At 66.9% G+C, this 23,668-nt stretch carries 23 protein-coding genes; 16 read left to right on the forward strand and 7 right to left on the reverse strand.

Features of this window, described 5'->3' with window-relative positions:
* Window positions 1-65 precede the first annotated feature (65 nt).
* Window positions 66-704 carry a TetR/AcrR family transcriptional regulator gene (locus ACPCUW_RS08575; protein ID WP_423424224.1) on the reverse strand — a complete coding sequence of 213 codons (639 nt, stop codon included), beginning with the start codon at window positions 702-704 and terminating at the stop codon, window positions 66-68.
* A gap of 178 nt (window positions 705-882) precedes the next feature.
* Between ACPCUW_RS08575 and ACPCUW_RS08580 the strand changes: the two genes are divergently transcribed.
* From ACPCUW_RS08580 to ACPCUW_RS08600, 5 genes are all read left to right on the forward strand, one after another.
* A complete protein-coding gene (locus ACPCUW_RS08580) occupies window positions 883-2,676 on the forward strand; it encodes a multicopper oxidase family protein (protein ID WP_423424225.1) in 1,794 nt (597 codons plus the stop codon).
* A gap of 1 nt (window position 2,677) precedes the next feature.
* Window positions 2,678-3,934, forward strand: coding sequence for an oxygenase MpaB family protein (locus ACPCUW_RS08585; protein ID WP_423424226.1), 1,257 nt, complete (start codon window positions 2,678-2,680; stop codon window positions 3,932-3,934).
* A complete protein-coding gene (locus ACPCUW_RS08590) occupies window positions 3,931-4,995 on the forward strand; it encodes a lipocalin-like domain-containing protein (RefSeq protein WP_423424227.1) in 1,065 nt (354 codons plus the stop codon). The genes ACPCUW_RS08585 and ACPCUW_RS08590 overlap by 4 nt, the downstream gene beginning before the upstream one ends.
* A 66-nt stretch (window positions 4,996-5,061) precedes the next feature.
* Window positions 5,062-6,618 (forward strand): FAD-dependent monooxygenase, encoded by a 1,557-nt coding sequence (locus ACPCUW_RS08595; protein ID WP_423424228.1) that lies wholly within the window; start codon window positions 5,062-5,064, stop codon window positions 6,616-6,618.
* A 60-nt stretch (window positions 6,619-6,678) separates the two neighbouring features.
* Window positions 6,679-7,050, forward strand: coding sequence for a hypothetical protein (locus ACPCUW_RS08600; RefSeq protein WP_423424229.1), 372 nt, complete (start codon window positions 6,679-6,681; stop codon window positions 7,048-7,050).
* Here the strand turns inward: ACPCUW_RS08600 and ACPCUW_RS08605 are convergent.
* Window positions 6,984-9,545, reverse strand: a complete 2,562-nt coding sequence (locus tag ACPCUW_RS08605; RefSeq protein ID WP_423424230.1) for a LuxR C-terminal-related transcriptional regulator — start codon at window positions 9,543-9,545, stop codon at window positions 6,984-6,986. The two genes, ACPCUW_RS08600 and ACPCUW_RS08605, sit on opposite strands and share 67 nt — an antisense overlap.
* A 316-nt stretch (window positions 9,546-9,861) precedes the next feature.
* Here ACPCUW_RS08605 and ACPCUW_RS08610 point away from each other — a divergent pair, with 316 nt between their 5' ends.
* Window positions 9,862-10,974: an AI-2E family transporter gene (locus ACPCUW_RS08610; protein WP_423424231.1), complete on the forward strand. Its 1,113-nt coding sequence runs from the start codon at window positions 9,862-9,864 to the stop codon at window positions 10,972-10,974.
* A 48-nt stretch (window positions 10,975-11,022) separates the two neighbouring features.
* On the opposite strand, the gene ACPCUW_RS08615 is transcribed toward ACPCUW_RS08610, so the two are convergent.
* Window positions 11,023-11,253: a hypothetical protein gene (locus tag ACPCUW_RS08615; protein ID WP_423424232.1), complete on the reverse strand. Its 231-nt coding sequence runs from the start codon at window positions 11,251-11,253 to the stop codon at window positions 11,023-11,025.
* A 206-nt stretch (window positions 11,254-11,459) separates the two neighbouring features.
* Here ACPCUW_RS08615 and ACPCUW_RS08620 point away from each other — a divergent pair, with 206 nt between their 5' ends.
* From ACPCUW_RS08620 to ACPCUW_RS08650, 7 genes are all read left to right on the forward strand, one after another.
* On the forward strand, window positions 11,460-11,873 hold the full coding sequence (locus tag ACPCUW_RS08620; RefSeq protein ID WP_030516695.1) for a DUF7144 family membrane protein: 414 nt from the start codon (window positions 11,460-11,462) through the stop codon (window positions 11,871-11,873).
* 86 nt (window positions 11,874-11,959) lie between these two features.
* Window positions 11,960-12,967, forward strand: coding sequence for an adenylate/guanylate cyclase domain-containing protein (locus ACPCUW_RS08625; RefSeq protein WP_063015281.1), 1,008 nt, complete (start codon window positions 11,960-11,962; stop codon window positions 12,965-12,967).
* A gap of 713 nt (window positions 12,968-13,680) precedes the next feature.
* The gene (locus ACPCUW_RS08630) at window positions 13,681-14,685 is read left to right on the forward strand and encodes an ATP-binding cassette domain-containing protein (RefSeq protein ID WP_195072695.1); all 1,005 of its coding nucleotides are present in this window, start codon (window positions 13,681-13,683) and stop codon (window positions 14,683-14,685) included.
* Window positions 14,682-15,524, forward strand: coding sequence for an ABC transporter permease (locus ACPCUW_RS08635; RefSeq protein WP_081879640.1), 843 nt, complete (start codon window positions 14,682-14,684; stop codon window positions 15,522-15,524). The genes ACPCUW_RS08630 and ACPCUW_RS08635 overlap by 4 nt, the downstream gene beginning before the upstream one ends.
* Before the next feature lie 53 nt (window positions 15,525-15,577).
* Window positions 15,578-15,793 carry a hypothetical protein gene (locus ACPCUW_RS08640; protein WP_036525358.1) on the forward strand — a complete coding sequence of 72 codons (216 nt, stop codon included), beginning with the start codon at window positions 15,578-15,580 and terminating at the stop codon, window positions 15,791-15,793.
* A gap of 45 nt (window positions 15,794-15,838) precedes the next feature.
* A complete protein-coding gene (locus tag ACPCUW_RS08645; RefSeq protein WP_423424233.1) occupies window positions 15,839-16,366 on the forward strand; it encodes a peptidylprolyl isomerase in 528 nt (175 codons plus the stop codon).
* A gap of 14 nt (window positions 16,367-16,380) precedes the next feature.
* The gene (locus tag ACPCUW_RS08650) at window positions 16,381-17,250 is read left to right on the forward strand and encodes a rhomboid family intramembrane serine protease (protein WP_082940399.1); all 870 of its coding nucleotides are present in this window, start codon (window positions 16,381-16,383) and stop codon (window positions 17,248-17,250) included.
* Between the two features lie 39 nt (window positions 17,251-17,289).
* Here the strand turns inward: ACPCUW_RS08650 and ACPCUW_RS08655 are convergent, their stop codons facing one another.
* Both ACPCUW_RS08655 and crgA read right to left on the reverse strand, forming a co-directional pair.
* Window positions 17,290-17,808, reverse strand: a complete 519-nt coding sequence (locus ACPCUW_RS08655; RefSeq protein ID WP_423424234.1) for a PH domain-containing protein — start codon at window positions 17,806-17,808, stop codon at window positions 17,290-17,292.
* A gap of 149 nt (window positions 17,809-17,957) precedes the next feature.
* Window positions 17,958-18,221 carry a cell division protein CrgA gene (crgA, locus tag ACPCUW_RS08660; protein ID WP_030516702.1) on the reverse strand — a complete coding sequence of 88 codons (264 nt, stop codon included), beginning with the start codon at window positions 18,219-18,221 and terminating at the stop codon, window positions 17,958-17,960.
* 82 nt (window positions 18,222-18,303) lie between these two features.
* On the opposite strand from crgA, the gene ACPCUW_RS08665 reads away from it, so the two are divergent.
* From ACPCUW_RS08665 to ACPCUW_RS08675, 3 genes are all read left to right on the forward strand, one after another.
* A complete protein-coding gene (locus ACPCUW_RS08665) occupies window positions 18,304-18,942 on the forward strand; it encodes an aminodeoxychorismate/anthranilate synthase component II (RefSeq protein ID WP_030516703.1) in 639 nt (212 codons plus the stop codon).
* Window positions 18,943-19,034: 92 nt separating this feature from the next.
* Window positions 19,035-19,748, forward strand: coding sequence for a RibD family protein (locus tag ACPCUW_RS08670; RefSeq protein WP_063015286.1), 714 nt, complete (start codon window positions 19,035-19,037; stop codon window positions 19,746-19,748).
* Window positions 19,745-20,251, forward strand: a complete 507-nt coding sequence (locus ACPCUW_RS08675; RefSeq protein WP_423424235.1) for a deaminase — start codon at window positions 19,745-19,747, stop codon at window positions 20,249-20,251. The genes ACPCUW_RS08670 and ACPCUW_RS08675 overlap by 4 nt, the downstream gene beginning before the upstream one ends.
* 13 nt (window positions 20,252-20,264) lie before the next feature.
* On the opposite strand, the gene pknB is transcribed toward ACPCUW_RS08675, so the two are convergent.
* Both pknB and ACPCUW_RS08685 read right to left on the reverse strand, forming a co-directional pair.
* Window positions 20,265-22,166: a Stk1 family PASTA domain-containing Ser/Thr kinase gene (gene pknB / locus ACPCUW_RS08680; RefSeq protein WP_063015287.1), complete on the reverse strand. Its 1,902-nt coding sequence runs from the start codon at window positions 22,164-22,166 to the stop codon at window positions 20,265-20,267.
* Window positions 22,163-23,668 (reverse strand): protein kinase domain-containing protein, encoded by a 1,506-nt coding sequence (locus ACPCUW_RS08685; protein ID WP_423424236.1) that lies wholly within the window; start codon window positions 23,666-23,668, stop codon window positions 22,163-22,165. The genes pknB and ACPCUW_RS08685 overlap by 4 nt, the downstream gene beginning before the upstream one ends.

Raw genomic sequence — 23,668 nt, forward strand, 5'->3', positions numbered from 1 at the left:
ACAGCTCCACAAAACCCACAGCTCCACAAATTCCACAGCTCCACAAATTCCACAGCTCCACAAATTCACGGCCGGGCCAGCAGGTCGATGACCGCCTGCACTTCCTCCGGTGCCGGGGTCGGCAGATTGTCGCGGCCGTGGATCAGCCCGATCCCCAGATACACCATCGCGCCCGCGCGCAGCCGCGCCTGTCCCGGCTCGAAACCCAGATCGAGCATCGCCGTCTGCACGGTCCGGAAGATGCGCTGATCCAGTGCCCGGACCGCCGCCGCCACCGTGTCGTCGGTGCGTGACCACTCCCGCACCGAGGCCTCCACCATCCAGTGCTGCGGATCCACCAGCATGGCCGCCATCTGTTCGATGCGGGACTCGACCGGAATCGAATCCAAGGCGGCGAGGGCCCGGACCGCCTCACTCTGCATTTCGCCCCACCGGTCGGCCATCGCGGCCATCAGTTGTTCGAGATCGTCGAAATGCCAGTAGAAACTGCCCTTGGTGACGCCCAGTTCCTCGCACAGCCGGGGAATCCGGATCGCGGTCACACCCTCGCGCGCGAGGAGATCCAACGCGCCGTTCACCCAGTCGTCGTACGACAGCCGCGTCGTCTGACGGCGGTTGCGATGTTGTGCCTCCGCTTTTCTGGAGACCGCCTTTCCGGACACCGCCTTCTTGGACGTGACCGGGGCCTTCTTCGGTGCCGTCATCCATTCACCGCCGAGCCGCCCAGGTCCATAACCCGATCGTAGGGGAGCCGGCCCGCTGTGGATTCGACATGCGCACGGCCCACCTCCTCGCACCGTTCAAACGAGTACCGTCCACTGTACTCAATGGTATGGTCGCTGCGACGGGTGACGATCGATGTCACCTCGGAAGGTGCGAGGGATGAATCGACCGATCGGCCGCCGTGCGATGCTGCGCGGTATCGGCGCAGGTCTGACGGCCGCGGTGGCCGGGCACGCGGCGACAGTCACGGCCGATCCCGCGCCGGGCGGATTCGAGAGCCCGCTGTTGTTCCACTCGCCCCCGATGCAGCCTTTCGTGGACGAACTCCCGCGGCCGCCCGTCGTCACCGGCAGTCACCTGGACCTCGTCGCGACCACCACCAGCCATCGTTTTCACCGCGATATGCCCGCGGTGCCCGCCTTCGGATACAACGATCAGACCTATCTGGGCCCGACCGTCGAACACGAAGCCGGCCGAGCGCTGACCGTCCGGTTCCGCAACCGGCTCGGCGCTCATCCGTTCGCGGCCGATATCGACACCACCCTGCACGGGGTGTCGGAGAGCTACCGGACCACGGTTCCCGCCTCGCTGCATTTGCACGGCGGAGTGACTCCGCCCGCCAGTGATGGGCACCCGGAACAACTGGTCATGCCGGGACAACACCTCGATCACGACTTCCCGCTGCGGCAGTCGGCCGGTCACCTCTGGTACCACGACCACGCGATGGGGATCACGCGGGCGAACGTGTACGCCGGATTGACCGGCATGATGCTGCTGCGCGACGAATTCGACACGGGAGCTCCGGACAATCCGCTCGGACTGCCGGCGGGGGAGTTCGAGATACCCCTGGTGCTGCAGGAGAAGTTGTTCGCCCCCGACGGCCGCCAGAGTCTGCGCTCGACCGCGGTGGTACCACCGGGTTCGTGGGAAGGCGGTGCGGTCGGCGACGTCGGAGTGGTGAACGGGGTGGTGTGGCCACAGCTGCCGGTCGCGCGCGGGCTGTATCGGTTCCGTGCGATCAATGCCGCCTCGTTCAGTACGTGGAATCTGTTCTTCGGCAATCGGATGCGGTTCTGGGTGATCGGAAACGACCACGGACTGCTGGATGCGCCGGTGCCGGTGCGCAATCTGCGACTCGCTCCGGCCGAACGGGTGGATCTCCTGGTGGATTTCGCCGAGCTCGCGCCGGGGGAGACGGTCGAACTGTGCAACGACGAAGCACCGGTGTTCCAGGCGTCGATCCTGGGCGAGGTCGCGATGCCGGTGTTCTGCCGCTTCCGCGCCGAGGATCGCACGGGGTTGCGCGGGCCGGTCCCGCAGACGCTGCGCGGTGGACCGCGACAGCCCGCGCTGCTGCCGCCGGTGCCGGTGCCGACTCTGTCGCGGACCCTCACGGTCAGCCAGCCGTACGAACTGCGGATGCCGCCCGCGATCATGTCGTTGAACAACCTGCGCTATTCGGATCCGGATATCGAAATGCCGCGGCAGGGCACGACCGAGGTGTGGAACATCGTCAACATCACACCCGATCCCCATCCCATCCACATCCACCTGGTGGATTTCCGCATCCTGAGCCGTACGCCGCTACGCACTGTGGATTACCAACTCGCTCATCCCCAACCGGCGATCGGCACCCGGTGGACTCCCGATCCGGAGGGCTTCCTGGCCGGGCCGCCGCAGCCGCCGGCGCCGTGGGAGAGCGGCCGTAAGGATGTGGTGCGAGTCGACGGCGGCACCGTCACCCGGATCGTGGTGCGATTTCCGACCGCCGACGAACTCGGATTCGATCCCGACGCGCCCTTTACCGGACTCACCGCGCCCATGCCGGGTGCGGCGCATTCGGCGGAGCATGCCGCGCATCGGGATTCGGATCTGCGCGGCTTCGTCTGGCACTGCCATCTGCTCGATCACGAGGACCACGACATGATGCTGCGATTCCGAACGGTGCGGTGAAATGACGACACAGATACGAACCCTGAAATGCCCCAGCGCTTTCCGGTATTGGGAGGCGAAGCAGCAGCCCGCCGTGCAGCGCTTGGAAGCGATCGTGCGGAAAGTGACCGGGGCCGAACTCTTTCCCACCGACGAGCAGGCCCGGGCTCTCACCGAGGATCTGTTCGCCGGTGATCCGGTCGCCGAACGTTTCGTCGCCGAGGTGATGCACGGGCCCGGTGGTTCGGCACAGGGCCGCGCACTGCTGGACCGGGCCTTAACCGAGGGAATCGATGCTGTGCCCGAGGCGCCGGATTCGATGCGCGAACTGTTCGCCGAATTCGACACCGTGCCCGAGTGGGTGCGTCCCGAATTGGTCGAACAGGGCGCGGCCATCTGGCGGCGCTGGGGCACCATGCTGTTCAGCTTCGCGGGTGCGGAAACACTGGAGATGTACACCGAATCGGCGGTCGCGACTCCGCTGTCGCTGGCGGGCGGATATGCCGGAAACAGTGCGCTGCGCAGGTATTTGGAGACCTGCCGATTCTGGATGGACGTCTCGCAGCCGAATGCGCTGCTCACCCCGGGGTCGACCGGGCGCGCCACCGCGCTGAAGGTCCGGGTGATGCACGTGTCGGTGCGGGCACGGGTGGCCGGCCATCCCGAATGGGATATCGACAAGTGGGGGCTGCCGATCAGCCAGACCTATCAGTTGCTGACCCTGATCGCGGGCAGTGTGACACCCGGCCTCGGGCTGTGGGCGCTGGGATATCAGACGACGCCGTCGGAAATCCGTGCGCTGCTGCACTTTCAGAAGTACATGGGATATCTGCTGGGCGTGCGGTTGCAGTGGCATCCGGAAACCGTGGTCGACTCGCTGCGGGTGCTGGCAATGACCATCGCCTCGCGTTCCTACGACGCCGGTGCGCACGGCGCGGAATTGATCGAGTCCTATCCCGCCGCGTTCGCTCCCCGCCCCGAACACCGCGGCGTGAGCCGGCTGCGCGCCGCCTACAACTACCGCATCAACTCCGTGTATTCGGCGATGTACATGGCGCCCGGCACACGGCGCAAATATCGTATGCCCCCGGCCTTTCCCTGGTTGCTGATTCCGGCGCTGCGGTTTCCGCTCATCACCGCGATGGAATTCGTGCGCCGGATACCGCCGGTCGGGCGGGTGCACGAGAAGGTGATGGTGCGGCACCGGGAGAACTGGTACCGGGCCCAAATGCAGGGCAGAGAAGCGGAATTCGATGCGAGCGGAGCGTTGCGGCGATGAACGACACAGCCATTGTGGAGGCGTGGAACGGTCCCGGCCGCCGGGACGGTGAACTCACCACGGTCGAACCGCGCCACAACGCACTGCATCCCGCGGCGAGTTCGCTCGCCTTCGAGCACTGGTATTTCGACGCACATCTCGACAGCGGGCATACCGTCGTCGGATTCCTCACCAAACGCCGCCCGGAGGATTTCCCGCACGCGCGTCCCTGGGTCGAGCTGATGGTCTACGAACCGGACGGCACCCGTCGGCAGGTCTCGCGCAAATATCCCCGCAATCAGGCGTCGTTCGACGCGCAATCGTGTGATGTGCGGATCGGAGACAACCGGGCCTACACCGAATGCCGGCCCGACGGATTGCCGACGCATCACCTCAGACTGGCCGAGGACGGTTTGGTTTTCGATCTGCGCTTCGACAACGAACTGCCGAGCTGGATGCCCGGGAAAGGGGAGACGCATTTCGGCGGCGGTGATTCCTTCGGCTGGGTTGTCGGCGCGCCGCGAGCACGGGTGAGTGGTACCGTGACCATCGACGGCGTCGAGCGGTCCGTCACCGGTCGCGGGTACGCCGATCACAACTGGGGTGTCGGCGATATGCGCAAGATCATCGAGCGCTGGCACTGGGGACGGCTGTACGTCGAGGACTATTCGCTGCTGTTCGCCGACGTGCTGACCCAGCAGCGACGCGGCGCGCACGAGATCGCGCCGCTCATGCTGGCCCACCACGACCGCGTCGTTCTCTCGACCGGCGAAACGACGCTGCGCGAGGGACCGGCGCGTTTCGACGCGACCGCCGGGCGCGGCTATCCGGAGTGGATCGAACTGCGCGTACCCGATCGGGTCGAATTGCGGCTGACAGTGGATCGGGTGATTCACGCCCACGATCTCCTCGACGATATTCCGCTGGTGGGCACCCGGCTGCTGAAACCGCTGGCGCACAAGTTGATCGGACATCCGGGCTATTTCCGATTCGAATCCACCTTCGAACTCACCGTGCTCGGCGGTGCGGAACCGGTCCGCCGCACCGGCACCACCTTGCACGAATTGGTGGCGCTCACCTGAGACTTGCGCGGTTCGCGCATCCGCGGTGCAAGGGCGCTGCAAGCGGTCGGCGGCAGGGTCGATGTCATGAGCGAGACATTCGATGTGGTGGTCGCCGGTGCGGGCCCGGTCGGACTGATGCTGGCCTGTGAACTGCGGCCGGCTGGGGTCGAGGTGCTGGTCGTGGAGCGGTTGACGGAGATCGATCGGACCATCAAGGCCGGCGCGATCAATGTGCCGACGGCTCAGGCCTTCGATCGGCGCGGACTGTTGCCCGAGTTGCTGGCGCATCAGCAGGCGGCGATCGAGCGGATGAAGGCGTTCGACGTCCGGAGGGTGGCCGCGAACCGGCCGCCGATCGCGGGACATTTCGCCGGAATCATGTTGTCGTTCGACCTGATCGACGCCGAAGACCCGGCGTTCGCCGGGGTGGGGCCCGCGGGCCGGGCCGTCCTGGTGAGCCAGCAGGGCATCGAGGAGATTCTCGGTGCGCGCGCCGCGGAACTCGGCGTGGTGGTGCGCCGGGGCGTGGAAGTGACCGATCTGACCGACCACGGCGACGGCGTGACCGTGCGCTGCCGGGCCGCCCAGGGTGGTGGTGCCGGGAGCTGTGGCGGCGAGGAGATACGTGCCTCGTGGTTGGTGGGTTGCGACGGTGGACGCAGTACCGTCCGCACACTCGCCGGCTTCGACTTCCCGGGCATCGGGCCGGAGATCACCGGACGGCAGGCGGTGGTCGATATGTCGGAAACCGAAGGGCTGCAGCCCGGTTGGCACGACACCGAGCACGGCATCTATGTCTACGGGCCGACTCCCGGTCGCTTCCTGACCGTGGAACTCGACGGACCGCCGATCGATCGCGACGCGCCGATCACGGCCGCCGAACTGGAGGCGAGCCTGCGCCGCGTTTCCGGGGTGCCCGTGCGGGTCTCGGCGGTGCATTCGGCCACCCGGTTCACCGACAACACCCGTCAGGTGCCGGACTACCGCAAGGGCCGTGTGTTGCTCGCCGGTGATGCGGCGCATGTGCATTCACCGTTCGGCGGACAGGGCCTGAATCTCGGAATCGGCGATGCGGTCTGCCTGGGCTGGAAGCTCGCCGCGGTCGTCGACGGGCGGATGGACGAGCGCCTCCTGGACACCTACACCGCCGAGCGGTATCCGATCGGCGCCTGGGTGCTGGAATGGACCCGGGCGCAGGTCGCGCTCATGCGACTGGACCGGCGCAGCAAGGCGCTGCGGGCGGTGATGTCGGAACTACTGTCCACCGGCGACGGCGCGACCACCGTGTTCAAGCGGATCTCCGGTGTGCTGCACCGCTATCACCTGGGCGGCGACCACGAGCTGATCGGCACCATCGCTCCCGATCGGGATCTGTCCGACGGGACCCGCGTGGCCGAGCACTTCACCACCGGTCGGGGTGTGCTGTTCGATTTCGCCGACTCCGCGCAGTTGCGCGCCGCGGCGGCGCCGTGGCAGGACCGGATCCGGATCGTCACGGCGAAGCCGTTGGACGCCTCGGACGGGCCCGGCTCCCGCGATGCGGCCGGCGTGCTCGTCCGTCCGGACGGCTACGTCGCCTGGGCCGCCACCGACGGCACCGAAGGTTTGGCGACCGCGCTGACTCGCTGGTTCGGCCGGTGAGCGGGATTTCTCGTCGGCTCGTTCGGACGTATTAGATGTAACTGCGCGTAGCGGGCAGATGTGCTGCAGATCTATCGCAGTCCGGTGTTGCGAAACGAGCTGGCGGACGGCGTGATTCGACTGCGCTCGGATCTCGTCGTGGATCTGTCGAAACTGACCTGCCGGGTCCTGCTGATCGGCAGCCGCACCGATATGCTCGTGCCCGCCCGGTCCACCCGCCGCGTAGTCGAGCTGCTCACCGGTGCCGCCGACGCGCGATTCGCGGAGGTGACCGGCGGACATCTGGGCCTGATGGTGGGTCCCGACGCGGCCGGCTCGACCTGGCCCGCGATCGGCGAATTCCTCGGCGAATCCGGAGATTCCGATCAGATCAAACCGAGCTCGCGCGCCCGCGCGATGGCCTCGGCCCGGGAACCGCTGCCCAGCTTGTGATAGATCCCGCGCAGGTGTGTTTTGACGGTGTTGATCGAAACGCCCATGCCCTCGGCGATATTGAGCGTCGTCATCCCGGACGGCAACTGGCGCAACACCGACATCTCGGTTTCGGTCAATCCAGGATTGTGCGCCGCGCCGCGGGCCGACGGGTGCGACCGGATCAGATCGACCAGCCGGTCGTGGTGACCGAAGCGGCCGACCGAACCGTCCAGTAACGCAACGGTTCCCGGCACCTCCAGGAACGGGCGCACGATCCGGTCGTCGGCAGCGTGCGTCAGCGCCTGCGCCACCGCCTCGTAGGCCTTGACCGGACGGTCCAGATGGGCGGCCGCGGAGGCATACAGGAGCCATGCCGTGACGGCGGTGAGCGGGGGCAGTCCGTCGGTCCGGCGCAGCAGTGGCTGGAGCAGCTCGAGTGTCGTCGACGAGGTCTGCGCATACTCCGACAGGCATGCCTGCGCCAGCACGACCTCGGGCGTATGGCCCAGTACCGCGACCGCTCGCTCGACCAGAGTCTGTGCGCCGACGCGGGATTGGATCCGCAGCAGGGCGAGGACCGTATGCAGGACCAGATTGCCCGAGGAGCGCGCCGGTGTCGGTTCGGCGAGCATGTCGAGCAGCTGAATCCGCAGCGTATCGGCAGCCAGGAAACGATCTGTGGCGGAATCGAATTCGATCAGCCGCAGAATCGCCTGCGCCTGACGGTCGGCGGCCGGCGCGGGAGACAGGCCGCTCGTCGTGGCGGGCGGTAGCCGGCCGTGCACATCGATCGGATCGCCCTGCAGATAGCGGGTGTACGCGATCATCGCCTGTGCGTGCGTCATCGCGGAATGTGTTCGCAGTCCGTATTTCTCGGCGAGCTCCACGGCATGTTCGGCCCGCTTGCACATCACCGTGAGATGGCCGCCGATACCACCGCACAACGCCAGTCGCGTTGCCGCCGGCACGACGAAGCGACCCAGTCCGGCATGTTCGGCCAGCGCGAGCGCCTGCCACAGACCGGATTCCGCGCGCGCGATATCGCCGCGGTGCAGGTGCGCGTTGGCCAGCTGCAGGATGATGTAGCAGTCCAGTTCGGCATGCCCGGTCGGAGTGGGCGTCGCCGGATCGGGAGCGGCGGGTTCGGCGCCCGTCAGCACCGCGACATCGGCGGCCACGGCGCAGCGCAGCGCGGTCAGCCAGGACGCGGGCACCAGTGCGGACGCCGAACAGGGCTCTGCTTCGAGGCGATCCAGGTAGGCCGTGCAGGCTGCCACGTCTCCGCGGCCCACGGCCTCGGCGATGCGCAGCAGTTGGACGAATTGATCGTCGGCGAGTTCGCCGACGTCGTCCAATCGGGCGAAGAAGGACGGCCCGTCCCCGCCGAACACCAACCTCGGGCCGTGTTCGCGGATGAACCGCGACAGCTGTGGATGTCCCGGCACGGCGAGGACGTGATGCAGTGCGGCGGACGGCATCCGGGCATCGATGAACCACTTCGAACAGCTGCGGTGAATGCGCTGCAGCCGGTCCGGAAGTGAGCGTGCGGCTTCGGCGAGCAGATAGGCGCGCAGCATGGGGTGGTAGCTGTGCCACAGTTCGCCGTGGCGGGCGACGCAGGTGATCGGCAGATTGTTGCGCAGCAGATATTCCAGCGTGGCCGGGGCGGATTCGCCGACCAGCTCCGTGGCCAGCGCGACACTGAACTCCTCGGGCACCGCCGTGGCGAGCAGGAAATGCAGCGCATCGTCCGGCAACGCCCCCAGCAGCTCGCCGACGAGGAAGTCGCTGATGGCATGCGGTGCGCGCGCCAATGCCGCCAAGGCGGTGGGCCGGTCCTGCGGATTCGCGGCCAGATAGATCGCGGCTATTCGTACCAGCGCGGCCCAGCCGCAGGTCAGTCGCTGAATGCCGGCGATATCGGCCGCGTTCAGGTGGAGGCCGTGCTGATCGAGCAGGGCCGCGGTGTGTTCGTCGTCGAGCGCGAGTTCGCGCGCCGTCAGCCGGGTGAGCCGGCCACTCAACTCGAGTCCGTGCCATCGCAGCGGCGGATCGAACCGGCCGGTGACGATGGTTGTCAATGTGGGCGGTGCGTTTTCGACGACGTATTCCAATCCCGCGAGAGCCAACGGGTCGGTCAGCAGGTGGGCGTCGTCGAGGACCAGAACGGTCGGTTCGGCTCGGTCGGTCAACCGGTCCACCAGCGTCGCCGGTTCGGCGAGGGGGCCGGTGGGGTCCCGGTCGGGTGATCCGACGGGTAGGTCGAGCACTCCGGCGATCGCACGCCACAGATCGGCCGACTCACCGCGGCGGCCGGTGAAGGTCAGCCAGCCCACCCGGCAGGCGGAATGCCGGGGTGCCAGTCGCGCCACCCAGTCGGCGGCCAGGACGGTCTTGCCGGTTCCCGCGGGGGCGCAGATCAATACGGTCTGGCCGGCGCCGGTCGCCGCCGCCTCGTCGATACGGGCGTGGGCAGCGGGAAGCGACAGCGGTACGAAGGAGAGTTCCGGCACGCCGAGTTGGAGGCCACTGCGAATGGCGGCAACGTTCGAGCTATCGGCTAGCGATCGCGTTGTTCTGGGCGAAGCGTTCAAAGCGCCTCCCGGAGCTGTGCCTTCGCCGAAGGCAGTGTCGGTGAAGCATGCTTTCTCCAAACTGAAACGTACACTAATCATTTGCTGAATTCGGTCAAAATGTGCGTCCCATCATGATTTCGAATCGGTCTCGGGCCGTCGAATTCGGCCGTGGCGCAGGACGTAACGGGCCGGTCGGAGCCGTAGTGTCGGTCGGAGAATCGACACACCGGTCTGCGGCGGCGAGGTAATTCCGATGCAATTGCGACGAGATCGGCCCGCGCGGGCCGAGCGAAAAGCTCCGCCGCCCGCGTCCGGAGCGACATGGTCGCTACCGCGCGGTCTGATCGTGATGCTTTCGGTCGCCGGGGCCGTGGTGGCCGTCATGGGTATGAAGGCGTTCGCCGGCGTGCTCGGTCCCACCTTCCTGGCGCTGATGCTGACCATGGCCGTTCAGCCGGTGCAGACCTGGGTGCAACGGCGCGGCTGGCGGCCGTGGATCGGGATGGTGGCGGCCCTTTTCCTGGTCGTTCTGATTCTGCTCGTACTGATCGGGGCGCTGGTGCTCTCGGTCGCGCAATTGGCGTCCGAACTACCGAAATACTCCGACAAACTCGACGACATGCTCAACGGTGTGCGGAGTACGCTCGCCGATTTCGGGGTAGACACCGAGCAGATCCACAACGCCCTCAACGGTCTGGATGTGGGCAAGGTCGTCGATCTGCTGTCGGTCGCACTGAGCAACGCGCTCGGAATCTTCTCGAATCTGTTTTTCGTTCTGGCACTGCTGCTGTTCATGGCGATCGACGGCATGATGATCGATCGAAAATTGGCGGTGGTGGCCAAGGCGCGGCCCGAAATCGCTTATGCGCTGGGTGTATTCGCCATCGGCACCCGGAAATATCTGGTGGTTTCCACGGTCTTCGGCTTGATCGTCGCCGTCTTCGACGGCGGTGCCCTGTGGTTGATGGGCGTGCCGCTTCCGGTGCTGTGGGCGCTGCTCTCCTTCATCACCAACTACATTCCGAATATCGGCTTCGTCATCGGCCTGATTCCGCCGGCGCTGCTGGCGCTGCTCGACAGCGGCCCGATGCTGATGCTGTGGGTGGTCGTCGTCTATTCGGTGATCAATTTCGTGATCCAGTCGATCATCCAGCCCAAATTCGTGGGTGATGCCGTCGGCCTCAGCGTGACCGTGACGTTCCTGTCGTTGGTTTTCTGGTCGTGGGTCCTGGGCGCGCTCGGTGCGCTGCTGGCGATTCCGCTGACGCTGCTGATGAAGGCGCTGCTGCTCGATATCGATCCGACCACACGGTGGGTCAACGTGCTGATCCAGGACCGGGCGCCCGATCCGGACGAGGAACCGTAGGCGGCGGCGACCCCACCTGGGCCCAGCCGACGACCCAGGCCGACGAGTTCAGCCGGCGGAGTCGGGCAGTTGCGCCATCCCCAGCAGTGTCAGCCCGAGCGAATCGATGCGTGCCAGCACGCCACGCATGGCCGTGGTGTCGGAGAGGGTGCCGAACAGTGTGGTCGTCCCAGCCGACGAATGCTCGCTGCGGCTCAATTCCGGAAATGCGGCCAGCGCCCGTTCGGACAATTCACCATCGATGACGAACTGATAGCGGATCGACAACGACCAACTCACCTCCTCGGCCGGGGTGCATGCGCGTCTCCAGGCTCGGGCACAACCGCTGGTAGTCGCCTCATCCGCCCGGGATGAGCTCGAGATCCGGCCGCGAACCGGTCCCACGGGGCGACGGCGTCCGACACTCACCCGTCACGGGTGAAGCCATTGCGCACCGCGCTGGGCACATTCAGGGGAAGACCTCTCGGCTGGGAAGGAGTTCTGCCATGACCACAACCCCGCAGGAGCATCCCGTACGTCAGGGCATCGCCGCCGGAACATCGATCGGCGCGGCGATCCTGCTGATCACCGTCGGTGTGCTCTCGATCCTGGAAGGAATTTCGGCGGTCGCCAACGACAACCTCTTCGTCGTGGGCATCGACTACGTCTACCAATTCGACACCACGACCTGGGGATGGATCCACATCGTGCTGGGGATCCTGCTGGTCATCGCCGCCCTCGGTCTGATGGCCGGCACCACGTGGGGCCGGATCGTGGCAATCACGTTGGCGGCGTTGTCCATCCTCGCGAACTTCCTGTGGCTGCCCTACTACCCGGCATGGTCGATCCTGGTGATCGCGTTGAATGTCGTGGTCATCTGGGCGGTCGCCACCTGGCAGCCCGGCCCGGACCGCGTCTGATTCCCGCTTCGCCGGGCTGTGACAACCGGCTGTGACGAATCATCAGCCGGCGGCCCGGCCTCGGCGGGATCCGTATCGTCGGAATTATGGCCTCTCCGGAGCTGTCGAAGCTGGTTCAGTCGGTGGTCGAGCCCTATCTACTGGAGGGATCTCGCCGCTACAACCGGGTCGAGGTCGCGGAACTGTCGGGCGTACCGGCCGATCTGTCGCGGCGGCTGTGGGTTTCGCTCGGGTTCCCGGCTCATGAGGACGACGCCGCGGTCGAATTCACCGACGGCGATGTCAACGCGGTCCGGAACTTCAGAAGTCTCGACGCGCTGGCCGGCGCCGATGTGCGCCGGCAGCAGGCGGCCGCGCGCACCCTCGGGCAGTCGATGGCGCGGCTGGCGGAATGGCAGGTCGATCTGGTCGCGGAGGAGATCGCCGACCGGATCCGTTCGATCACGGCGGGCGATCCCGCGGTGGACCAGGACAAGGTCGCCCGGGAGGCGACCGCCGAGGTGGTGTCGGCGCTGCAGCAACTGCAGGCCTACGCGTGGCGGCGCCATCTCGCGGCGGCGCTGACGCGGTCGCTGGCTGGTGACGGCACCGGAGAAACGTTGCGGGAGTTGGCCGTCGGATTCGCGGACATGGTCGGCTACACCCGGCTGACCCGGCATCTGGAAGCCGACGAACTGGACGATCTGCTGGAGTCGTTCGAATCCGTCACCACGAACGCGATCACCGCGAACGGCGGCTGGACCATCAAGAATGTCGGCGACGAGGTGATGTTCGCGGCCGAATCGGCGGTGGCGGCCGCCCGGATCGCATTGGCGATCCAGGAGGCCACGACGAGTGCCGGAACCACCCCTGAACTGCGGGTCGGGCTGGCTTACGGCCAAGTGTTGCAACGTTTCGGTGATCTCTACGGGTCGGTGGTGAATACCGCGGCGCGGCTGACCGGAGTCGCCCGGCCGGGCACGGTCCTGGTGGACGACGGCGCGGCAACACAATTGGCGGACGAGCCCGAGTTCTCGCTGCGGCATCTGCGCACTGTGCGGGTGCGCGGAATCAACCGTTTGGGTTCGCACGTGCTGCGGCGGAACGGTAGCTGACCGCCTCTGTCGTCGGATCCGAAAACGCTGTCGCACAAGGGTGGAGGCGGCGCAGACGCCGACCGGAAAAGTCCCGGAATTGGAAGCGGGCCTCGGCGAAGGGGGGGAGTTAGCCGAGGCCCGCGTAGGGTCGGCCCGGGGGGGAGGGGCCGACGTGACTGATCCTACGCGACGATTCTCGTTTGTGTCTGCATGAGGGGCGCTAGTTTCGGAATTTTTTTCTCTGGCGTGTTGCGGGGCGCGTCATCCGGTTTGCCGGAGGGTTGATAGTCGGCGGGGAGGCATTCGTGAATTACGTTGTAACGCAAAGGAATAAACTTGTTCCACGTGAAACGATCGGGCGCGGCGGGCCGCCTTCGTGAGCGTCGAATTCGGTAGCTGTGCGGGTGTGGCGGCGCACGACGGTGGGCGTTTTCACACCCTCGGGGCCCGTGAGCGCCACGGCAGGTAGCCGTGCGGGCCGCACTCGAGTAGCGCGCTACTCGCGACCTTCGGGGCCGGGCGCGGGAGTATCGAGTCGGTCGCATCCCGCCGGCACCCCCGAGCACCGCCGGATCCCCGGGATGCGACCACCTCCGCTCTCTGCCCGGTCGGGGCTCCTCGCTCGGTCGATGTCCGATATGGGTTTATTCGGATGAACTTGTCGGTGGTGTGGGCAATACTGCACGGCAAGTAGCGAACCTCACATCCACATCGAACGGCAGGGGAAAAGCATGCCCGACGCCATCATCGCCGAGGGTTTGGTCAAGAAGTACGGTCGGCTCGTCGCACTCGACGGGCTCGACCTAGCGGTTCCCGAGGGGACGGTGACCGCCCTGCTCGGCCCCAACGGATCCGGGAAAACCACGACGGTCCGGGTGCTCACCACACTGCTCACCCCCGACGCCGGCCGCGCCACGGTCGCCGGTATCGATGTGCTGCGCGAACCGCAGCGGTTACGCGCCCACATCGGTGCCTCCGGTCAGTACGCGGCCGTGGATGAATATCTCACCGGCTTCGAGAATTTGGAGATGGTGGGGAGGCTGTACCACCTGGGCATTCAGCGCAGTAAACAGCGTGCCCGGGAACTGCTCGAGCGCTTCCGGCTCAGTGAGGCGGCCGATCGGCCGGTGAAGGGCTACTCCGGCGGCATGCGGCGCCGGCTGGACCTGGCCGGAGCTCTGGTGGCGAATCCGCCGGTGCTGTTCCTCGACGAGCCGACCACCGGGCTCGATCCACGGGCCCGGATGGACCTGTGGGATGTGATCGAGGAACTCGTCGCCGGTGGTACCAGCCTCCTGCTGACCACGCAGTACATGGAAGAGGCGGACCGGCTGGCCGACACCATCGTGGTGATCGATCACGGCTCGGTCATCGCGCGCGGCACCGCCGACGAGCTGAAAGCTACGGTCGGGGGCGATCGGATCGAGTTGACGGTCGAGCATGTCGACGCGCTCGCCGTCGCCCAGCAGGCACTGGCCGGGCTGGCGGTCGGCGATATCCACGTCGAACCGGGGTTGCGGCGGCTCACCATTCCCGTCGACGACGGCTCGCAGGCCCTGGTCGACACCATCGAGCGGCTGTCCGCGCACCGGGTGCGCATCCAGGACGTGGGCCTGCGACGGCCCTCGCTCGACGACGTCTTCCTCACCCTGACCGGGCACGAGGCCGCCGACTCCGTCGACCCGGCCGATGCCGCGCAGACCCTCGAACAAGCCACGGAAGGACAGAGCAGATGATCACCGCCGCGGCCGACACCCGCAGACCGACCCTGGCCGAACGCGCGGCCACCGTGGCCGGGGACAGCCTGACCATTGCCAAGCGCAATGTCATCAAGATCAAACGAGTGCCCGACGTGCTGATCTTCTCGACGCTGTCGCCGATCATGTTCGTCCTGTTGTTCGCCTACATCTTCGGCTCGGCGATCAGCGTGCAGGGCACTTCGTACCGCGAATTCCTGATCGCCGGCATCTTCGCCCAGACCTCGGTCTTCGGCGCCACGTTCACCGGTACCAGCCTGGCCGAGGATATGCAGCGCGGAATCATCGACCGGTTCCGCTCACTGCCGATGGCACCGTCGGCGGTGCTGGTCGGGCGCACCGTGGCCGATGTCGCCATCAACGTGGTGAGCCTGGTCGTGATGTCGGTGACCGGTCTGCTCGTCGGCTGGCGCATCCACGGATCCTTCCTCGAGGCCGTGCTCGCCTATGCCTTGCTGTTGCTGTTCGCCTACGCGATTTCCTGGATCATGGCCGTGGTCGGTTTGCTGGTGCGGGCGCCGGAAGTGTTCAACAACGCCAGTTTCATGGTGATCTTCCCGCTGACCTTCATCGCCAACACCTTCGTGCCCAGCGAGGTGCTGCCGACGCCGCTGCGCGTCGTCGCGGAATGGAATCCGGTATCGGCGGTGACGCAGGCGACGCGCGATCTGTTCGGCAACACGAGTCCGACGAATCCGACGCCGGATGTGTGGTCGCTGCAGCATCCGGTGGCGACGACATTGATCTGGGTGGTGGCGATCCTGGCGATCTTCGTGCCGCTGGCGCTGCGTCAGTTCAAGCGGTCCGTCAGCCGGTGAACCTCTCACCTGGCGCTACTGCGGGCGGCCCGTGCCTGTGACAGCATGGTGCCATGCAGTTGGGGAGTTCCCGGAAATCCGGTCGGTTGCGTAATCGGCTCATCGCGGCGGGCGTTGCCGCCGCCGCGGGCGGTGCCGCATGGGTGGCCGCCTCGCGTCGCCCGCAGCTTCCGGAGCCGGCCGCCGAACCGCCGCGGCTGGGATATGCGGGCGAAGCGACCGCGCCCGAGACGGCGGCCTCCACCGACGACGCGGCGCACACCGGCTAGGCGCGCCCCGCGAGTACGGACAGCCGACATGGCACGATATTCGGCGTGACCTCACCGAATCAGACCGCCGTGGCCGTCCTGCACACCAACCTCGGCGACATCAAGATCTCGCTCTTCGGTAACCACGCCCCGAAGACGGTGCGCAACTTCGTCGGCCTGGCCGACGGCAGCGCGGCCTACACGACGAAGAACGCCGGCGGCGGCACCTCCGGACCGTTCTACGACGGCAGCGTATTCCACCGGGTGATCGATGGTTTCATGATTCAGGGCGGTGACCCGACGGGTACCGGCCGTGGTGGGCCGGGATACGAATTCGCCGACGAATTCCACCCCGAACTGCGCTTCGATCGTGGCTACCTGCTGGCCATGGCCAACGCCGGACCCGGCACCAACGGTTCGCAGTTCTTCATCACCGTCGGTCCGCAGCCGCACCTGAACCGTCGCCACACCATCTTCGGCGAAGTGGTGGACGCCGATTCGCGCAAGGTCGTCGACGCCATCGCGACCATCGCGACCGACCGCAACGACCGGCCGAAGGAGCCGGTCGTCATCTCGAGCATCACCCTGAGCTGACCCATCGGAGTTTCGTGAATCCGCAACCGCCCGTACCGACCTGCTACCGCCATCCCGATCGCACCACCGGACTGGCATGCACGCGGTGCGGGCGGCCGGCGTGCCCACAATGTCTGCAACCGGCCGCCGTCGGACAGCATTGTGCGGAGTGTGTCGCGCAGGGCCGCACCGATATTCGGCCGGTACAGCCGACCGTCGGCGGTCCGTTCGCCACCGCTCGCCGCACGCCGTATGTCACCTATGCGCTGATCGCGATCAACGTCGCGGTCTTCGCCGTCACCGCGAGTCAAGCGCACAGTGTCACCGACAATCATCTGTCGCGGCTGTTCTTCGACTGGGTGCTCGCACCGCAGTGGGTTGCCCAGGGGCAGTGGATTCGCGTCCTCGGTTCCGGATTCCTGCACTACGGGCCGCTGCATCTTGTGGTCAACATGTTCGCGCTCTACATTCTCGGCCGCGATACCGAACTCGTGCTGGGACGTTCGCGCTTCCTCGCGATCTATCTGGTGTCGCTGCTCGGTGGATCCGCGGCGGTCATGTGGCTGGCGACCGATTCCGCCACGGCCGGTGCCTCCGGCGCCATCTACGGTCTGTTCGGCGCGATGACCGTGATTCTGCTGCGGCTGCGGCAGAGTCCGGTGCAGATGCTGGTGTTGATCGCGATCAACCTGCTCATCAGCGTGTCCCTGCCCGGCATCTCGCTGTGGGGCCACCTCGGTGGATTGGTGGCGGGCACGCTCGCCGCCGCCGGAATCCTGTTCCTGCCGGAATGGCTGCGGGCGCGCACGCGCGATTCGATCCGATGGATCGGATGGGGTGCGGTAGCCGGACTCGCCGTCCTGGCGCTCGCACTGATCGGTGCGGGTGCGGCGGTTCTCGCCTGATTCGGTGGCCGCCCGATTCGACTGCGGCCCGCCCGGTTGTCAGCTGGTGCGGGGATCGGCGGGAACGAGACCGTGCACGGTCAACACGTCCAGGACGTCCTGAGGATGGGTACCGAGGTCCCAGCGGCCGAAGATCACCAGCCGTTCCTCACCCTTGTGGTCGACATCGAGTTCCAGATTGGGGATGCTCCGGCCCAGCCGCCGGAAACCGACGACCCGTGCCCGCAGAATCTGCTCGGGTCCGTAGCTGACCGGGCCGAACAGGCCACGAACCACCAGGTAGGCCGGTTTCCCGGGAACGACGGTCAGGCGCGGGCGTTGACGGAAGCCCAGTCCGGCCATGCACAGCAGCAGTGCCGCACCCAATCCGATCAACAGCCGACTCGGTGCGTCGGAGGCGAACGCGGCGGCCACGGCCAGCGCCACTCCGCCGAGGGTGACCGCGGCCAAGGCGGGCGCGGGGGTGGACCACTCGAGCCGGGGCGCCGACTCGGAACTGCCGAATTCCGGGCTGGATCCCGGGCGGTCGGACTCGGGGTGTTCGGGTGGTGTGCTCACGGTCCCCAATTGCTCCTCGAGTTGTCCACAGAGTCATCCACAGGTGTGCATGAATCACACGCGTGTAATAAGGGTCAACGCCCGTGCGACAGCGCGATCAACGCCACCCGTGCGACAGCGCGATCAACGCCACCCGTGCGACAGCGCGATCAACGCCACCGCATCGTCATGATCAGGCCGATCACCATCAGTCCGAAGCCGATGAGGAAGTTCCAGGCGTTCAGATCGCTCATCCACTGGATGTGGTCGGCGCCCAGGTAGTAGACCAGCAACCATGCCAGGCCGGCCAGCATGAAGCCGAGCATGATCGCCACATACCAGACCGGCGACGGACCGCCCTTCACCTTCACCGGGGTGCGGCTGGTCGGGTTGATCGTGTAGTCGGTCTTCTTGCGGACCTTCGACTTGGGCATGACGTCCTCGTATTCGGCGTGCAGGTCTGCCTAAAGGCTATCTCAGCTGCGTATCGGCGGTGGCGCCACGTACTCTCGAACCATGCGTGTTCTGGTCGTCGACAATTACGACAGCTTCGTATTCAACCTGGTCCAATATCTGGGCCAGCTGGGTGCCGAGGCGACCGTCTGGCGCAACGACGACTCCCGGCTGCAGGACACCGATGCCGTGGCCGCCGATTTCGACGGCCTGTTGATCAGCCCGGGCCCGGGCACACCGGACCGCGCCGGCGCGAGCATCGAACTGGTCCGCGCGTGCGCCCGGAACCGGACTCCGCTGCTCGGGGTGTGCCTGGGACATCAGGCGATCGGAGAGGCGTTCGGCGCGACCGTGACTCGTGCCCCCGAGCTGCTGCACGGCAAGACGAGTTCGGTCTTCCACATCGGTTCCGGGGTGCTGGCCGGGCTGCCCGACCCGTTCACCGCCACCCGCTATCACTCGCTGACCGTGCTCGAGGACACCTTGCCCGGTGATATCGAGGTGATCGGGCGGACCGAGAGCGGCATCGTGATGGCCATGCGGCATCGCGACCTGCCGATTCACGGTGTGCAATTCCATCCCGAATCGGTGCTGACCCAGGGCGGGCACCGGATGCTGGCGAACTGGCTCGAGGTGTGCGGCGAGCGGCCGGCCGAGGGCCTGGTCGAGACGCTCGAAGCCGAGGTCGCCGCGCTGGTCTGACGGGCTCGTAGCGCCGCACGCGAAAGCCTTACCGTGACAAGGAGTTTGCGCATGCATAAGCCCGGTGCGGTCGTCGTGACCCGGCGGCGCTGATGGCTCGGCCCTATGTCGTGCTGTCGGTGGCCACGAGTGTCGACGGATATATCGACGACGCCGGTCCGCAACGACTGCTGCTGTCCAATGCCGAGGATTTCGATCGCGTCGACCAGGTGCGTGCCGAGGCCGACGCCATTCTGATCGGCGCCGAGACCCTGCGGCGCGACGATCCCCGGCTGTCGCTGAGCAGTGAGCGGCGGCGCGAGGCTCGCATCGCGGCGGGAAAATCCGAATTCCCGGTGCGCGTCATCGTCACCGCGAGCGGTGAACTCGATCCCGGACAGCGGTTGTGGAAACAGGATGGGGAGCGGCTGGTCTATACGACCACGGCCGGGCGCGCGCGGCTGGGCGATCGGCTCGCCGGCCGCGCCGAGGTCGTCGCCCTCGGCAACTCCGTCGATTTCGGCGCGCTGCTCGACGATCTGGGCGAGCGCGGGATCGGCCGCCTGATGGTCGAGGGCGGCGGCCGCATCCACACCGCGTTTCTCGCGGCGGATCTGGCCGACGAACTGCTGATGGCGGTCGCCCCGGTGCTGGTCGGGGACAGCGGGGCCCCGAAATTTCTGCATCCTGCCGACTTTCCCGGCGGTTCTCGGCGCAGAATGGCTTTGGTGGATATCACTCGTCTCGGCGATATCGCAGTGCTGCGTTATCTGCCGAAGCAGACACCGTCCGATGGGAGTTCGCCGACGATGGAACACTCACAGTGACAACCGAATCCGATGCGTGGGAGTCGGTCGAGTCGGCCAGCCGTGTCCCCGGCCGGCCGGGGGCGCACCGATTCTGGATGCATCACGCGATCGGCCTGGCCCGGCTGTGCCCGCCGAGTGCGACCGCTTTCTCGGTCGGCGCGGTGATCGTCGGCCCGGACGGCGTGGAACTCGCGCACGGCTACTCCCGCGAGACCGACGCGAAGGTGCACGCCGAGGAATCGGCGCTGAACAAACTCGGCGCCGACCCCCGGCTCGCTCAGGCCACCATCTACAGCACGCTCGAGCCGTGTTCCACCCGGGCCTCGGTAGGCCGCGTCCCGTGTGCCGACCGCATCCTGACTGCCGGAATTCCGCGCGTCGTCATCGCGTGGCGGGAACCGCGCACCTTCGTGGAGAACTGCGTCGGCGTGGAGAACCTGCGCGAACACGGCGTCGAGGTGGTCGAACTTCCCGACCTGGCCGAAGAAGCCATGTCGATGAATCGCCACCTCGCGTTGTGATTACCGGCCCGGATCAGGGCGGTCCCAGCACTCCCGTGACGATCGTGATGGTCGCGTTGCGCGCCACCGACGAACCCGGTCGGGGCTGCTGATCGATCACCCGGCCGACATTGCTCGCGTCGAATGTGCCCTGCGTGCTCTGGCTGATCTGGCCCACACCGCCGGTCCAGCCCACCGAGCGCAGTTTGTCCACGGCTTGCGACGGGGTGAGGCCGGTCAGCGACGGCATGGTGATCTGGTCGCTGGACACCTGGACCGTGATGGTCGAACCCTTGTCGGCCATGGAGCCGCCGGCCGGATCGGTGGACAACACCTCACCGGCGGGCCGCGACGAGCTGACCTTCTGGATCACGACCTTGAACCCAGCGCTGTCGGCCAGGTTCGGTTCTGCCACATCGATCGACTGACCCACCACATCGGGCACGCGAACCTGGTCCGGACCCTTGCCGAGGGTGATCGTCACCTTGGAACCGGCATCGATCCTGGTGCCGGCGGCGGGGGATTCGGCGATCACCTTGTCCTTGTCCTCCGGACTGGAGGCGCCCCGCTGGATCTGCGGATCCAGCAGTAGCCCGGCCGCGTTCAAATTCTGCTCGGCCTGCTGCTGAGTGAGTTTCGTCAGCTGTGGCACCGGTACCTGCTGCGGTCCGGTCGAAATCTGCAGGGTCACCGTGGACCCCTTGTCCACCCGAGCGCCGCCGAGCGGCTGCGTCGCGACCACATTGCCGCTGGCGACCTTGCCGTCCGGTTTCTGCTGGATGGCGACGTCGAAGCCCAGCTTCTCCAGATCGCTCTGGGCTTCCTGGGCGGGTCTGTTGGCCAGATCGGGGATCGCGACCTGATCGGGCCGGCTGCCCGGACCGATCAACACCCAGAACAGCGCGACCAGCACCGCGACCACCGCGGCCGCGCCGATGCCGATCCACAACTTGCGTCTGGACCCCTCGGATTCGGGTTCCGGTTCGTCGTCGCCGTCGTTGCGTTCGACCGTGCGGTAACTACGCGGTTCGGGATCCATACTGCCGAGGAAGGTGGTGCGGTCCTCCTCGGTCATCACCATCGGGGCCTGCGGCTTCTGGCCGCCCAGCACCCGGATCAGATCGGCGCGCATCTCGGCCGCGGACTGATACCGGTTGGCCGGATTCTTGCTCATCGCCTTGAGGATGACCGAATCGAGTTCGCGCGGTACGCCGGGATGAACCAGCGACGGCAGCTTCGGATCCTCGCGGACATGCTGGTAGGCGACGGCGACCGGCGAGTCGCCGGTGAAAGGTGGCTGCCCCGTGAGGATTTCGTACAACACACAGCCGACGGAGTACACATCGGACCGGGCGTCGACCTGCTCGCCGCGGGCCTGTTCCGGTGACAGATACTGCGCGGTGCCGATCACCGCGGCGGTCTGGGTCATCGGATTCGAACTGTCCGCGATGGCGCGCGCGATGCCGAAGTCCATCACCTTCACCGCACCCTGGCGGTTGATCATGATGTTGGCCGGCTTCATGTCGCGATGCACGATGCCGTTCTTGTGGCTGAAATCCAGTGCGGCACAGACATCGGCGATGATCTCCATCGCCCGCCGCGGCGGCAGCGGACCCTTGCCGCGCACGATATCGCGCAGCGTCTCGCCGTCGACGTACTCCATCACGATGTAGGGCAGCGGGCCGCCGTCCACCTCGGCCTCGCCGGTGTCGTACACCGCGACGATCGCCGGATGGTTCAGCGCCGCCGCATTCTGCGCCTCGCGCTTGAACCGCAGATAGAACGTGGGGTCGCGAGCGAGGTCGGCGCGCAGCACCTTGATCGCCACGTCGCGACCCAGCCGCAGGTCACGAGCCTTGTGCACCTCCGACATACCGCCGAATCCGATGATCTCGCCCAGTTCGTAGCGAGAAGACAGATTCTTCGGGGTCGTCATGGCATTCCTTGTGAGGAGGTTTCGGGGTATCTGCTGCTGTCGGCTTCGTGCGTACCGCCGACCCCCGGCAGTGAATCGCCGGCCCCCGGCAATGGTAGGTCGAGCGAGGGGTAGGACGGGCGTGTTGTGGGGCGTGTGGTGCGGGTCGGCCGCTCCCGGGTGGTGGTGGTCGTCGGCGGTGCCGTGGTGGTCGTGGTCGGCGGGGGTGTCGTCGTCGTGGTCGGCTCGGGAGTCGTCGTCACCACCGGCGGCGGGGCCGGTTGGGTGGTGGTCGTCGGTTCCTCGGTCGTCGTCCATACCGTGGTCGGCGGCGGGGGCGCGACGACGGAGGTGGTCGACTTCACCGGCGACACCGTCGAATCCGGCGCCTTACCGCTGAGCAGCACCCACGCGGCCAGGCCGCCGAGCAGCACCGCGCCGGCGCCGAGCCCGGCCATCACCTTCTGACCGGTGGTGAATCCCGACTTCTCGCCGTCCTCGTCCGGGCCGCCGGGACCCGGCATCATGGCCGTCGAACCTGCCGCCGCGCCCACCCGGGCCGGTTCGGCGGTCGGGTAGCGGACGGTCGCGCCGTCGTAGTCGTTGCGCGGGATCACCGCGGTCGGACCGGGCGGGAGTACACGAGTCGCACCGGTCTGCGGCACCGCACCTCCGCTCGGCGGCGGTGGGCGTCGACCCGCCCGGACCGCGGCCACGGCATCGGCGAATTCGCCGCCGCTGTGGTAGCGCCGCGTCGGATCCTTGGTCATCGTGATGTCGATCAGCTCGCGCACGTTCGGCGGCAGATCGGCCGGCATCGGCGGGGGCGCCTCGCGCACATGCTTCATGGCCACCGTCAGGGCACCGTCGCCGGTGAACGGCCGATGGCCCGACAGCGCCTCGTAGCCGACGACGCCGAGCGAGTACACATCGCTGGCCGAGGTGGCGTCCTCGCCGGTGGCCTGCTCGGGGGCGATGTACTGGGCGGTGCCCATCACCATGCCGGTCTTGGTCACCGGTGAGGCGTCGACCGCCTTCGCGATGCCGAAGTCGGTGATCTTCACCTGACCCGTGGGGGTGACCAGGATATTGCCGGGCTTCACGTCGCGGTGGACGACGCCCGCGGCATGGGCGACCTCGAGGGCGCGGCTGGTCTGTTCCAGCATGTCCAGACCCTGGCCGACCGAGAGCCGGCCGAGCCGGTTCAGCACCGCGTTCAGCGGTTCGCCCTGGACCAGCTCCATCACGAGGTAGGCGGTTTCACCACCCTGTGGATCGTAGGTCTCGCCGTAGTCGTAGACGCCTGCGATGCCGGGGTGGTTGAGCTGGGCGGTGGTCTTGGCCTCGGTCTTGAACCGATGCCGGAACGTCGGATCCGCGGAGAATTCGGCCTTGAGGACCTTCACCGCGACCCGGCGGTCCAGGCGGGTGTCCAATGCCTCCCACACCTGGCCCATACCGCCCGTGGCGATCAGACGTTGCAGCCGATACCGATCGGCGATCAGGGCACCGTTGTTCAGCAT

It is taken from the genome of Nocardia sp. AB354 (assembly GCF_049538315.1).
GTDB classification, from domain to species: Bacteria; Actinomycetota; Actinomycetes; order Mycobacteriales; family Mycobacteriaceae; genus Nocardia; species Nocardia nova.

Coding starts and splice junctions, on each gene's coding strand:
- ACPCUW_RS08580 (WP_423424225.1), top strand. CDS start 883: ATGAATCGACCGATCGGCCGCCGTGCGATGCTGCGCGGTATCGGCGCA.
- ACPCUW_RS08585 (WP_423424226.1), top strand. CDS start 2,678: ATGACGACACAGATACGAACCCTGAAATGCCCCAGCGCTTTCCGGTAT.
- ACPCUW_RS08620 (WP_030516695.1), top strand. CDS start 11,460: ATGACCACAACCCCGCAGGAGCATCCCGTACGTCAGGGCATCGCCGCC.
- ACPCUW_RS08640 (WP_036525358.1), top strand. CDS start 15,578: ATGCAGTTGGGGAGTTCCCGGAAATCCGGTCGGTTGCGTAATCGGCTC.
- ACPCUW_RS08575 (WP_423424224.1), bottom strand. CDS start 704: ATGACGGCACCGAAGAAGGCCCCGGTCACGTCCAAGAAGGCGGTGTCC.
- ACPCUW_RS08610 (WP_423424231.1), top strand. CDS start 9,862: ATGCAATTGCGACGAGATCGGCCCGCGCGGGCCGAGCGAAAAGCTCCG.
- pknB (WP_063015287.1), bottom strand. CDS start 22,166: ATGACGACCCCGAAGAATCTGTCTTCTCGCTACGAACTGGGCGAGATC.
- ACPCUW_RS08685 (WP_423424236.1), bottom strand. CDS start 23,668: ATGCTGAACAACGGTGCCCTGATCGCCGATCGGTATCGGCTGCAACGT.
- crgA (WP_030516702.1), bottom strand. CDS start 18,221: ATGCCCAAGTCGAAGGTCCGCAAGAAGACCGACTACACGATCAACCCG.
- ACPCUW_RS08625 (WP_063015281.1), top strand. CDS start 11,960: ATGGCCTCTCCGGAGCTGTCGAAGCTGGTTCAGTCGGTGGTCGAGCCC.
- ACPCUW_RS08665 (WP_030516703.1), top strand. CDS start 18,304: ATGCGTGTTCTGGTCGTCGACAATTACGACAGCTTCGTATTCAACCTG.
- ACPCUW_RS08595 (WP_423424228.1), top strand. CDS start 5,062: ATGAGCGAGACATTCGATGTGGTGGTCGCCGGTGCGGGCCCGGTCGGA.
- ACPCUW_RS08670 (WP_063015286.1), top strand. CDS start 19,035: ATGGCTCGGCCCTATGTCGTGCTGTCGGTGGCCACGAGTGTCGACGGA.
- ACPCUW_RS08630 (WP_195072695.1), top strand. CDS start 13,681: ATGCCCGACGCCATCATCGCCGAGGGTTTGGTCAAGAAGTACGGTCGG.
- ACPCUW_RS08635 (WP_081879640.1), top strand. CDS start 14,682: ATGATCACCGCCGCGGCCGACACCCGCAGACCGACCCTGGCCGAACGC.
- ACPCUW_RS08590 (WP_423424227.1), top strand. CDS start 3,931: ATGAACGACACAGCCATTGTGGAGGCGTGGAACGGTCCCGGCCGCCGG.